The 11,442-nt window shown below is 70.4% G+C and carries 10 protein-coding genes; 2 read left to right on the top strand and 8 right to left on the bottom strand.

The window, feature by feature from the left end:
* Nucleotides 1–19 precede the first annotated feature (19 nt).
* The 4 genes from AB4091_RS08060 to arfA are packed head-to-tail and all read right to left on the bottom strand — an operon-like array spanning nt 20 to nt 4,737.
* Entirely contained in the window at nt 20–847 is an 828-nt protein-coding gene (locus AB4091_RS08060) for a carbohydrate ABC transporter permease (RefSeq protein WP_442291213.1), read from the bottom strand.
* Complete coding sequence (locus AB4091_RS08055; protein WP_442291212.1) at nt 844–1,815, bottom strand: carbohydrate ABC transporter permease; 972 nt, start codon at nt 1,813–1,815, stop codon at nt 844–846. The genes AB4091_RS08060 and AB4091_RS08055 overlap by 4 nt, the downstream gene beginning before the upstream one ends.
* A gap of 4 nt (nt 1,816–1,819) precedes the next feature.
* Nucleotides 1,820–3,205, bottom strand: a complete 1,386-nt coding sequence (locus tag AB4091_RS08050; protein WP_442291211.1) for an ABC transporter substrate-binding protein — start codon at nt 3,203–3,205, stop codon at nt 1,820–1,822.
* Nucleotides 3,202–4,737 carry an arabinosylfuranosidase ArfA gene (arfA, locus tag AB4091_RS08045; protein ID WP_442291210.1) on the bottom strand — a complete coding sequence of 512 codons (1,536 nt, stop codon included), beginning with the start codon at nt 4,735–4,737 and terminating at the stop codon, nt 3,202–3,204. Before arfA ends, AB4091_RS08050 begins: the two co-directional genes overlap by 4 nt.
* Nucleotides 4,738–4,925: 188 nt before the next feature.
* On the opposite strand from arfA, the gene AB4091_RS08040 reads away from it, so the two are divergent.
* Nucleotides 4,926–5,984 (top strand): LacI family DNA-binding transcriptional regulator, encoded by a 1,059-nt coding sequence (locus AB4091_RS08040; protein ID WP_442291209.1) that lies wholly within the window; start codon nt 4,926–4,928, stop codon nt 5,982–5,984.
* A gap of 6 nt (nt 5,985–5,990) precedes the next feature.
* Here AB4091_RS08040 and AB4091_RS08035 read toward each other — a convergent pair whose 3' ends face one another.
* The gene (locus tag AB4091_RS08035; RefSeq protein ID WP_442291208.1) at nt 5,991–6,701 is read right to left on the bottom strand and encodes a class I SAM-dependent methyltransferase; all 711 of its coding nucleotides are present in this window, start codon (nt 6,699–6,701) and stop codon (nt 5,991–5,993) included.
* Complete coding sequence (locus AB4091_RS08030) at nt 6,698–7,372, bottom strand: alpha/beta fold hydrolase (RefSeq protein WP_442291207.1); 675 nt, start codon at nt 7,370–7,372, stop codon at nt 6,698–6,700. The genes AB4091_RS08035 and AB4091_RS08030 overlap by 4 nt, the downstream gene beginning before the upstream one ends.
* A gap of 145 nt (nt 7,373–7,517) precedes the next feature.
* On the opposite strand from AB4091_RS08030, the gene AB4091_RS08025 reads away from it, so the two are divergent.
* The gene (locus AB4091_RS08025) at nt 7,518–7,766 is read left to right on the top strand and encodes a DUF2630 family protein (protein WP_442291206.1); all 249 of its coding nucleotides are present in this window, start codon (nt 7,518–7,520) and stop codon (nt 7,764–7,766) included.
* A 170-nt stretch (nt 7,767–7,936) separates the two neighbouring features.
* Here AB4091_RS08025 and AB4091_RS08020 read toward each other — a convergent pair whose 3' ends face one another.
* Together AB4091_RS08020 and AB4091_RS08015 are read right to left on the bottom strand one after the other, a co-directional pair.
* Nucleotides 7,937–9,763, bottom strand: a complete 1,827-nt coding sequence (locus tag AB4091_RS08020) for a glycoside hydrolase family 3 protein (protein ID WP_442291205.1) — start codon at nt 9,761–9,763, stop codon at nt 7,937–7,939.
* A 46-nt stretch (nt 9,764–9,809) separates the two neighbouring features.
* Nucleotides 9,810–11,423, bottom strand: a complete 1,614-nt coding sequence (locus AB4091_RS08015; protein WP_442291204.1) for a glucoamylase family protein — start codon at nt 11,421–11,423, stop codon at nt 9,810–9,812.
* Nucleotides 11,424–11,442: the final 19 nt, after the last annotated feature.

Genomic DNA, 11,442 nt, shown 5'->3' with positions numbered 1-11,442 from the left:
TGGACGCATGACGGACTCCTCAGCCCTTGACGCCGCTGCTGGCGACGCCCTCGATGACGTAGCGCTGCACGAAGACGTAGAGCGCGAGGACGGGGATAGCGGCCAGCATCGCGCCGGCCATGACGACGGGGTAGTCGATCGTGTAGGCGCCCTGGAGACGGCTGAGTCCCGCTGGCAGCGTGAGGCGCTCGGGTGAGAAGAGCACATAGATCGGCCAGATGAAGTCGTTCCAGTTCGCGAGGAAGCTGAGCACTCCGAGCGTGACCAGCGCTGGTCTGGCGTTGGGCAGCACGATCGACCACCAGGTGCGGAACGGGCCGGCACCGTCGAGGGTCGCACTCTCCTCGAGCTCCTTCGGCAGTCCCATGAAGAACTGCCGCATGAAGAAGACACCGAAGGCGCCCGCTGCCCCGGGAACGACCAGGGCCCAGATCTGGTCGAGCCAGCCGAGCTTGTCGAGCAGCAGGAAGTTCGGCATGAGGAAGATGAAGCCGGGCACGAAGAGGGTGAGGATGATGACGGTGAAGATCGCCTTCTTGAACCGGAACTCCATGCGGGCCAAGGCATAGCCGGCGAGGGAGCAGACGACGAGGACGAGCGCGGCGTGCATCGTCGCCGCCATCATCGAGTTGAGGAACCACCGCAGCACCGGGCTCGCGGCGTCCTGGAAGAAGAGCACGTCGAAAGCGCGCAGGCTCGGCTGGGACGGGAAGTAGGTCGGTGGCACGGTGCGCGACTCGCTCTGCGACTTGAACGCAGTGAGCAGCACGAGCAGGAGCGGGCCGATGAAGACGAGGCTGAGCACGCCCATGCCCAGCCAGAAGAGGGGACCGTTGCGACGCTTCACGACTTCTTCTCCCTCAGCAGCCAGAAGTTGAGCAGTGAGATGAGGGCGAGGAAGAGCGCGAGCACGTAGCTCATCGCCGACGCCTGGCCCATGCGGTACTGCGAGAGGCCCAGGTCGGTGATCTCCATGATCGCCGTGCGCGTCGAGTCGCCCGGGCCACCCTTGGTGATGAGGTAGCTCTGACCGAACATGTTGGCGCTCGACAGGACGGTCGTCACCACGATGAAGATCAGCACCGGTCGCAGGCCGGGGATCGTGATGTAGCGCAGCTTCTGCCACGCGGTGGCCCCGTCGAGGTCTGCCGCCTCGTAGTGCTCGGCCGGGATGTCGCCGAGGCCGGCGAGGTAGATGACGGCGTTGAAGCCGACGGTCCACCAGATCGTGACGGCGGCCAGGGAGATCCACGCCCACGGCTGCGCGGTCGTCCACGCGGTGTTGTCCGGCAGACCCAGGGACCCGAGCAGGCCGTTGACCATGCCGAAGGACGGGTCGAGCAGGTAGCGCCACATCAGGCCGACGACGGCGACCCCGAGGACGAACGGCGCGAAGAACACGGCCCGGAAGAAGGTGCGCCCCGGGAACCGGCGGTTCAGCAGGATGGCGAGCAGCAGGGGCAGCGTCACCAGGAACGGCACGCTGATGACCACGAAGATGGCGGTCGCCTTCATGCCGTTCCAGAACGGCTCGAACTGCGGCGAGCCGCTGTCGAGCAGGTCTGCGTAGTTCTGGCCGCCCACGAAGGGCTTGTTGGGCAGCAGGAAGTCCCAGTCGTGCAGGGAGATCCAGATGCCGAGCACCCCGGGCACCGCCACGAAGGTGATGAAGAGGATCAGGAACGGGGCGAGGAAGAGGTAGGGAGTCCAGCGCGAGCCGTGGATGCCGGATCGTGCTCCGCGAGAGCGCCGCGCACCCGGCGTGGGCGGCGCTCCCGCAGAGGGTCGGGTCGGCTGTGCCGTCGTCACAGCCATGGTGTCAGCCGCCGTACTTCTTGGCGTTGGCCTCGAGGATCTTGGTGGCGCGACCGGCGGCGTCGGACAGCACCGTCTTGGGGTCCTGTCCGCCGAGCACGGCCGCGTTCAGGGCCTTCTCGAACTCAGGCATGGCGTCGCCGAGGCCCGCGACGGCCGGCGGGAAGTGCAGGTCGTTGATCTGCGTCGCCAGCGTGGCCTGGTCCTTGAGGGCCTTGAACTCCGGCGACTCGCGCACCGAGTTGCGGGCGGGCACCTGGCCGCCCTTGGCCCACTCGATGCTCTTCGTGCTGATCCAGTTGAGGAAGACGCGCGCGGCCGTCTGCTTGTTCTGGTCGGGGGTGCGCATGGTCGGCAGGACGAACTGGTGCGAGCCCGCCCACGCCGCCTTCGTGCCGCCGATGTTGGGCAGCGGCGCGACGCCCCACTTGAGGTCGGTCTTCTCCTTGAGGGTGTTGATCGTCCAGATGCCGTTCCAGTTGAAGGCGGTCTTGCCGTTCTGGAGGGCGACGATGTCGGCGTCCTGGGCGATCTTGGCCGCGGAGTAGCCCTTGGTCACGAGGTCCTGGAACCACGTCAGCGCCTTGACGCCGGCGTCGTCGGCCCACAGCACCTGCTTGGCGTCCTCGGAGAAGAGGTTGCCGCCGAACTGCCAGATCAGCGACTGGACCGACATGCTGCCGGTGAACGGGAAGGGGGTCGCCCAGTGCCCCTGGATGCCCTTGCCCTTCATGGACTCCAGGGCGGCCATGTACTCGTCGTTCGTCATCGGCGGCTTCTCGGGGTCGAGGCCGCCCTTCTCCATGACGTCCTTGTTGTAGAAGAAGCCGAGCGGGTGCACGTCGAGCGGGATGGAGTAGCGCTTGCCGTTGTAGACACCGGCCTTCCACGGCACCGGCGCGAAGTCCTTCTCGTCGAGCTTGAGGGCGGTCGCCACGTCGTCAAGCGGCTGGATGACGTTGCGGGCGGCGTTCGTGGCGACCGAGTCGACGTGCATGATGCCGATGTCGGGACCCTTGCCGGCGGTGACCGCGGCCGGCAGCTTGGCGTAGTAGTCCGCCCACTGCATCGTGTTCATGCTGACCGCGATGTTGGGGTGCTCGGAGTTGAACTGGTCGACGAGGCGCTTCATGAAGGGCCCGTCACCACCGGTGAAGCCGTTCCAGAACTGCAGCGCGACCTTGGGACCGGAGTAGCCGGTGGCTCCGCCACCTGCCGACACGGCCGGGGCCTGCCCTGGGACGGCGCCCGAGCCGGAGCCGCACGCGCTCAGGCCGGCGATGCCGGCGAGGCCGAGGGCTCCCGACAGGATGGTCCGTCGGGACAGCGGGGAGAGCTGCGAGAGCGTGGAGATCGGCGGCTGGGGTCGGGGCGAGGTGAAGTTCGTCATTGAACGGTCCCTTCGGTGAGTCGGATGCAGTGCCAGGAGGTGGGCGGCAGGGTTGCCGTGAGGGCGGTGCCGTCGGTGCCGTCGACCGCCGCGTCCCCCGCGCACGGGGTCACTCGGTCGGGGTGTTCCTCGGTGTTGGTGGCCGAGGTGTCGTCGTCGTGCACCTGGAGGTGCTCGACGAGGGCGTATGCCGTGGGGGCGCCCCCCACGGCCGCCGCGACGTCGAGCGCGAGCTCGGCCGTCTCGGTGCGGCTTCGGTTGACCACGAAGACGGCGAGGTCGCCGGTTTCAGGGTCGTGGGTCGCGGTGACGACGAGCTGGTCGACGGGCCCGAAGGCCTTGGTCTCCACCGTGTCGCAGGCGATGGCTGGGCGCAGCACGGTGCCACGGGCATACCGCGCCGTGAGCGCAAAGGGGTGGAAGATCGTCTGCTTCCACGAGGCACCACCGGGGCGGGTGGCGATGGGCGCGATGACGTTGACGAGCTGCGCCTGGCACGCCATGGACACCCGGTCGGTGTGCTGCAGCAGCGTGATGAGCAGGCTGCCGACGACCACGGCGTCGGTGACGTCGTAGACGTCCTCGATGAGCTCGGGGGCCTCGCGGATGGCGAGCGAGCTCTCACCGTGGAAGCGGTCCTGGAACCACACGTTCCACTCGTCGAAGGAGACCATGATCCGCTTGTCGGAGCCCTTGACGGCAGCGACGTGGTCGGCCGTCGCGACGACGGACTCGATGAAGCGGTGCATGTCCTCGCCGCTCGCGAGAAACGAGTCGACGTCGCCGTCGACCGGCTCGTAGTAGGCGTGGGCCGAGATGTGGTCGACGAGGTCGAAGCACCGCTCGAGGACGACGCGCTCCCACGTGCCAAAGGTCGGCATACCGCGGTTGGACGAACCGCACGCGACGAGCTCGAGCGTGTCGTCGACGCGGAGCATGGCGCGGGCGGCCTCCTCGGCGACCCGGGCGTACTCCTCGGCGGTCTTGTGACCCATCTGCCAGGGGCCGTCCATCTCGTTGCCGAGGCACCAGACCCGTACGTCGTGCGGCTCGACGTGCCCGTTCTTGGCGCGGCGGTCGGGCCAGCTCGTGCCGGTCTCGCCGTTGCAGTAGAGCAGCAGGTCGATGGCCTCCTGCACGCCGCGGGTGCCGAGGTTGACGGCCATCATCGGCTCGACGCCGACACCGCGGGCCCAGTCGACGAAGTCGTCGGTGCCGACCTGGTTGGTCTCGACCGAGCGCCAGGCGAGGTCGAGCTGGGTGGGCCGGTCGGCCTTGGGGCCGACGCCGTCCTCCCACCGGTAGTTGGAGACGAAGTTGCCGCCCGGGTAGCGCACCGTGGTCACGCCGAGCTCGCGCACGAGGGCGGCCACGTCGGTGCGGAAGCCCAGCTCGTCGGCGTCGGGGTGACCGGGCTCGTAGATGCCGGTGTAGACGCACCGGCCCATGTGCTCGACGAAGGACCCGAAGGTCCTCGGGCGCACCGGACCCACCGTGAAGGCGGGGTCCAGCCGCACTGTCGCTCGTCCCATCGGTCCTCCTCGACCGTCGGCGTGGGGTCGTTCTTTCAACGGTTACCCACTTTCGTGTGGCCTGAAAATTACAACGGTTACCGAAATCTGTCCACAGATGGTCCGAGTTGATCCGGACGAGCGGTCGCGGGCGCTAACCTGTTCCTCGGTCGGGGCTTCACCCGGCGCGCGCACGGAGGGAGGCCGGGGTGGCTGCACGGCTTCGCGACGTGGCCGAACGTGCCGGCGTCAGCGTGAAGACGGCCTCCAACGTGCTCAACCACCACCCCCACGTCAAGGCGAGCACCCGCGAACGGGTCGAGGCCGCCATGGCCGAGCTGCACTACCGCCCCAACCTGTCGGCGCGCAGCCTCAAGCACGGCCGGGCGGGCTTCCTCGCCCTGGCGGTGCCCGCGATGGACTCCCCCTACTTCGCCGAGCTCGCTGCGCGCATCACCGAGGAGGCCGCCGCCCTCGGCTTCATCGTCCTGCTCGACGTGACCGGCGGCGACGCCGACGCCGAGCGGGTCGTGCTCGAGGGCATGCGCTCGCACGTCATCGACGGTGTCATCTTCTCGCCGCTGGCCCTCTCGGCCGACGAGATCAGCCGTAGGGCCGACAGCCTGCCGATGGTGCTCCTCGGCGAGCGTCCCGTGCCGACGGGCTTCGACCACGTCGCGGTCGACTCGGTCGCGGCATCCCGCGCGGCCACCGAACACCTTGTCGCACAAGGCCGCCGACGCATCGCAGCGATCGGACGCGAGACGATGAAGGGCACGGCCTCCGAGCGCCTGCGCGGCTACAAGCAGGCGCTGCGGGCGGCGAGCATCACCTACGACAAGCACCTCGTGGTCGACGTACCGCACTTCGAGCGCGCCGACGGGCACGCCGCGATGACGCACCTGCTCGAGCTGCCCGAGCCGCCCGACGCAGTCTTCTGCTTCAACGACCTCATGGCGATCGGAGCCATCCGGGCGTGCGTCGAGGCGGGGGTGCGGGTGCCCGACGACGTCGCCGTCGTCGGCTTCGACGACATCGCCGAGACGCGCTACTCCAACCCCACCGTCACGACGATCTCGCCCGACCTCACCGGCCTCGCCCGGGCAGCGCTCGAAAGGCTCTCGCAACGCATTAACGGCTACGCCGGCGCCGCCGAGGAGATCCCCGTGGCCTGGACGCTCGAGGCACGCGAGACGACCCTCGGGGTGCCGCGCCGTCGGCGGCGCAGACCCGCCGCGTCCTCCCTCGAGACGCCCCGCAAGGCCTAGCCGCTCCTACGCGCGGCGGCGGGCGCGGACCACGACGTCGTGCAGGGGGGTCCCGCGGCCCGACGTGCGGGTGTGCTCCGAGGCCGTCTGCACCTCCCACTCGGCCGGGTCGAGCCGCGCCGTGATGTCGGCCAGCGTCACGGTCGCGTGCTCCGGCGGCTGCTCGTCGTCTGCCCGCACGTGACCGTGCCCGTGCCCAGGCCCGTGCCCAGGCCCGTGCCCGTGCCCATGTCCCTCGTCGTTCCCGGCGCCGCCGCCGTGGCTGCCGGACTGGTGCAGGTGGCCCACGACGAGCAGGGAGCCGCCGGGCGCGACCCACGCGGCGATCCGGTCGTAGAGGTCGAGCTGCGGGATCGTCGGGTGGGCGTAGCTCGTCGTCACGAGGTGGAACTGCCGGCCAGGCTTCCACGTCGTGAGGTCGGCACCGACCCACTCGACCCGGGCGTCGCCGCCGCCGGCCCGCTCGTGGGCGACCGCCCGCACCAGCGCCTCAGCAGAGATGTCGACGGCTGTGACTTCCCAGCCGTGCGCGGCCAGCCAGCGCGCCTCGCCGCCCTCGCCGCAGCCTGCGTCGAGCGCCGTCCCCGGGCTCAGCGCGCCGGCCTCGCGGACGAGGTGCGGGTTCGCCGGAGCGGCCGCCTCCCCCGGCGGCCCTTCCTCCCAGTGCCGCTCCCAGTACTCGCGGTCGAACTCACTGCTGCCCTCGGCGCCACTCATCGCGCCACCCCGAGGAGGTATGCCGTGAGCTCCCGCGGGCGCGACAGCGCGGCCAGGTGCCCGCCCGGCACGAGGTCGAGGTCGACGCCGAGCCGCTCCCGGGCGACGCGTCGCTGGAGGGCCACCGGGAAGAAGCGGTCGTCCTCCCCCGCCACGGCGTGGACGGGCACGTCCGGCCAGCTCTCGAAGTCGCAGGGGGTCTCGAACGCCCGGTCGACCTCCGGTCGTTGGTGCGCCTCACCCGACGCCGCGACGGCCGGGTCGACGTCGTGGAGGAAGTACGCGTCGAGGTCGATCTCCTCGGGATAGCCGCCCTCGCGCGCCGCTTCGACGCGCGCTGCCTCCGAGCCAACGGCGTCCCACCACTCGCCCGCGGTCTCCCCGGGCAACGGCACCATCGCATTGAGCAGCACGATCGCCGCGACGGGGCGTTGCGCCGCCACGAGCGGCACGGTGAAGCCGCCCATCGACTGCCCGACGAGCACCACGTCGGCACGGCCGGCGACCGCCGCGACGACGCGGGCGGCATACTCGGGCAGCCCCTCGTCGGCGTCGTCGCCGGGCAGGTCCACGGCCACGGCCTCGTGGCCGGCCTGCTCGAGCAGCGGCACGACGCGGTGCCAGTACCAGGCGGCGCCGCCGGCGCCGGGGACGAGGGCGTAGGTGGTCACCGCCCTCACGCTAGCCCTCGACGGCACCAGCGAACGCACCATCGAACGGACCATCAAACGCACCATCGAACGCACCTCCGACCGGACCGTCGACGTTGCCCGCTGCACCCTCGACTCAGGCCCGGCTGCGTGCGAAGGTGGCGACATGGCTGACGACGTCTCCATCCAGCACCACATCAAGTCGCTCATCGACGAGGAGCACGAGCTGCGGTCCGCGCTGCAGACCGGCTCGATCAGCGTCGACGACGAGCACGCCCGGCTGCGCAGTCTCGAGGTCGAGCTCGACCAGTGCTGGGACCTGCTGCGCCAGCGCCGCGCCAAGCGCGAGTTCGGCGACGACCCCGACACCGCCGAGGTGCGCTCCGAGCGCACCGTCGAGGGCTACACCGGCTGAGGCACTCGGGCACGGCCGCGACGCAGGGCAGGCACGACGAGGCCCCGGCCGCGGTGGGTTGCGGCCGGGGCTCGCCGGGCACTCGGGTGCGAGGGGGTCACACCCTGGGGGGACGTGAGTGCCTGCCTTGGGTCCTCCCTGGTCTTGGAGCGCCGTCGCGGAAAGCCGTCTCAGATGGTCAGTCCGTACCCAAACGGGAGCAATGGGTCGTCGTAGCCGGGCACGTCCTCGCCGTGGGCCCGCACCTGGTCCATCGACCGGGGCAGGTCGAAGGGCAGCCGTCCGACCGGGGGGATCGTGCCGGTGACGGCGTCGAGGAGGGCGTCGTCGCAGCTGCCGAAGCTTCCGACGACTGCCGACGCGACGCGCAGCAACGGCGTCACGACCGCCGGCCGGTCGAGCACGACGTCGACGACGAGCGGGCACACCGCCGCGATGCGCTCGAGCCGCGCGACGAGCCCGGGCGGGAAGTCGAGCGAGCCCTGGTGGAACCACGACTCGAGGAAGAGGTCGGAGCGCGGGTCGAACGGCGCTGTCAGGCGCACCACGGCGACGTCGGCGTCCTCGGGCCGCTCGACGAGCTTGCCGTGCTTGACGACCGACTCGGGTGACACCCGCTCCGCGTAGATGCGCAGTCCCTGCTCGAGCGGCAGCCGGCCGCCATCGTTGTGCAGCACGGTCACCGAGCGAGCCTGCGCGGCGTAGCCCTCGTCACGGAAGTCCTGTCGCCCAACGGTTCTGGCTGCCGCCTCCTCGTCGACGTACGGGTCGTCGAACAGGCCGAGCCGGAACTTGACGGCGAGGATGCGCCGCGCGGACTCGTCGACACGGGCCTCGGTGACCCTGCCCTGCGACACGAGGTCGAGCAGGGTCTCGACGCACTCCTCGCCACCGAACTGGTCGGCGCCGGCCTCGAGGATCAGCTCCATGCGACCGTGCGGGTCGAGGTGCTCGACGCCCCACGCGCGGGCCGGTAGCACCTGGTCCCCGACATGGTTGTCGTTGACGAGCTCCCAGTCGGTGACGACGACTCCGTCGTAGCCGAGCTTCTCGCGCAGCAGGCCGGTCACGACCTGCTTGTTGTAGCCGAAGCCGATCGGCTCGATGGGCTCCCCGTCGACCTCGAGGTCGATCGGCATGCCGTAGTAGGGCATGATCCCAGCCGTGCCGGCCGCGATGATCGGCGGGAACGGCTTGAGGTGCTCGTCGAACCGCCCACCGGGATAGACCTGCTCGCGGCCGTAGGGGAAGTGGGCGTCCTCGCCGTCCTTCTGCGGTCCGCCACCGGGGAAGTGCTTGCTCGTGCACGCGACACTGCCCGGCCCGAGCGAGTCCCCTTGGAAACCCTCGAGGTAGGCGACACCGAGCTCGGTCACGAGGTCGGGGTCCTGGCCGAACGTGCCTGCCTGCCGGGCCCAGCGGGGCTCGGTCGCGAGGTCGAGCGTCGGGTGCAGCGCCGCGCGGATGCCCACGGCGGCATACTCCTGGCGCGCGATGTCGGCGAACCGGCGTACGGCCTCGGCGTCGCGCAGCGCCGCGAGCCCGAGCGGCTCGGGCCACTGCGAGAACGCCCCCGCCGAGAAGGACACGCCGACGTTCTCGATGAACGCGTGCCGCGGGTCGGTCGACACCGTCACGGGTATGCCGTGTGGCGTGCGCTCGGCCAGCGCCTGCAGCGCGTTGCTCCACCGGGCCGCCATCCGAGGGTCGTCGAGCGCGTGCACGTTGAAGTGGCTCAGGTGCTTCTCGAGCACGACGGTGCTCGTCGGCGACTTGCTGATGTTTCCGGGCTGCTCGAGCACGGAGCCGTCGGCGCCGGCCTCGATGACCGTCTGGAACATCAGGCCGACCTTCTCCTCGAGGGAGAGCCGACCGAGCAGGTCCTCGACCCGCGACTCGACGTCGAGCCGCGGGTCCTCGTAGGGGTCCATCCGGCCGTTGCCGTTGAGGTCGCGGTACTGGACCCCGTCGTCCGTGGTGCGTAGCTCGGGGCGCACGGGTGCCGCCTTTCGTCGGTGGGTCTGTCGTCCTGGGTCGGCCGGGTCAGGCGACCGGGCTCGCGCCGAACTCCTCGATGCCGATGACCGGCTGCAGCGCGTTCCGGACCGCCGGCGTCGAGAAGGCGCGGCGGATCACGTTGTCGCCCAACACGTTCCCGGCGGCGCCCATGATCATCGCCTGGTCGAGCGAGAGGTAGCGACGGGCCACCGTGCCGGACTTCACGGCGATGGCGTCGAAGAAGCCACCCCGGCCGTACGAGTCGAAGTCGGCCTGGATGCCGGCGAGGTTGGCGAAGGCCTCACCCGGCTCGTGCTGCATGGCGAGGAACGACGCGTGCGGTGTGACGACGCCGTCGCCGTACGTCGGGTTCGGGTTCGTCGCCGCACGACAGGTGCCGAAGCCGGGGTCGTAGTTCGTGCTCTCCTGGTCGGACATGTAGCCGGTCGGGTTCAGACCGAGCGCGTCGACGCCGTACTCGCGGTAGCCGCCGGCGGGGTTGCTCGACGGGCTGAAGCCCCAGTAGCCGTATCCGGCCTCGATGAGGCCGTGCTCGCGCTGGGCGCGGACGTGGAGGACGTGGTTGCGACCCCACGACTTCGGCGCCCAGGCGGCCTCGTCGACGAAGACGTCGGGCATGAGCTCCTCGAACATCGAGCCGCCCCAGCCGGGCACGACGTGCATGCCGCGGTAGGTGTAGGCGCCCTCGTAGACGTCGATGCCGTAGTACCTGCGGTTGTCGCCGACCGGCTGCATCTCGTGCCACGACCAGTCGCACGTGGCCGGGAAGGTGCGCCACATCGCGAAGTACTGCTTGGGCGGGATCCGGCCCGTGATGATGCCGAGGTAGCTGGTGATGCGCGTCTCCGACACGGTGGTGTCGTAGTGGTGGGTGGTCAGCCAGACGGGGGCGCCCCCGATGTGGGTGCCCTGGTAGGTGCCCCCGGGCCGGCCGTCCTCGTAGGGGTAGAAGCCGCCGTGGATGAGGCCACCGCTGCGCACCTGGTGGGCCGGGTCGCTGTTGTCGTTGTAGAACGCGTCCCAGCGCATGCGGTCGAAGATGCGCTTCGCCCAGGGCCGCGCCGCCGGGTCGGAGTGCTGCACGACGAGGAGTGCGGCGCCGAGCCAGCCGTTGTCGACGCTCGAGCAGAACGGGACGACCTTGTCGCCGGAGTCGGGCCAGGTGCGCAGCGTCTGCGCCGTGGCCTCGTCGTACCAGTTGAAGTACATGCCGCTGGGCGTGTGGTGCTCCATCCGCTCGACCGTCTTGAGCGTGCGGATCAGCCGGGCCGACGCCTCGCCGCGGGTGATCAGGCCGAGCTCGCGAGCGACGACGGTCGACCACAGGTAGCCACCGATGTTCGTCGGCGACGTGTAGCCGGAGCGGTCACCGGCGGCGAGCGACTCGGGGATGTTGTCGGCGGGCAGGCCGGTCTTCGGGTCGGTCATGGCGACGAGGCTGCGCCACGTGTCGGCGGCCCACGTGTGCACGCGGCCCTTGTCGAGGACGAGCGTAGGGGCGCTGCGGACGAAGGCGGGAGCCGTCGCCGCCCGTGCAGTGGGGCTGGGGGCGAGGGCGAAGGCGGCGACCGAGGCCGCCCCGCCCACGAGCAACGAGCGGCGGCTCGGTGCGGGAGTCTGCTTGGAGGTGTGCTGCATGGCGTGTGCTCCGTTCACT

It is taken from the genome of Terrabacter sp. 2RAF25 (genome assembly GCF_052115265.1).
In the GTDB taxonomy this organism is placed as follows: Bacteria; Actinomycetota; Actinomycetes; order Actinomycetales; family Dermatophilaceae; genus Terrabacter.
This window is presented reverse-complemented; position numbering and strand designations above follow the sequence as displayed.

Excerpts from the sequence above, each read along its gene's own strand:
- AB4091_RS08055 (WP_442291212.1), bottom strand. The coding sequence starts at position 1,815 with ATGGCTGTGACGACGGCACAGCCGACCCGACCCTCTGCGGGAGCGCCG.
- AB4091_RS08050 (WP_442291211.1), bottom strand. The coding sequence starts at position 3,205 with ATGACGAACTTCACCTCGCCCCGACCCCAGCCGCCGATCTCCACGCTC.
- arfA (WP_442291210.1), bottom strand. The coding sequence starts at position 4,737 with ATGGGACGAGCGACAGTGCGGCTGGACCCCGCCTTCACGGTGGGTCCG.
- AB4091_RS08035 (WP_442291208.1), bottom strand. The coding sequence starts at position 6,701 with ATGAGTGGCGCCGAGGGCAGCAGTGAGTTCGACCGCGAGTACTGGGAG.
- AB4091_RS08025 (WP_442291206.1), top strand. The coding sequence starts at position 7,518 with ATGGCTGACGACGTCTCCATCCAGCACCACATCAAGTCGCTCATCGAC.
- AB4091_RS08015 (WP_442291204.1), bottom strand. The coding sequence starts at position 11,423 with ATGCAGCACACCTCCAAGCAGACTCCCGCACCGAGCCGCCGCTCGTTG.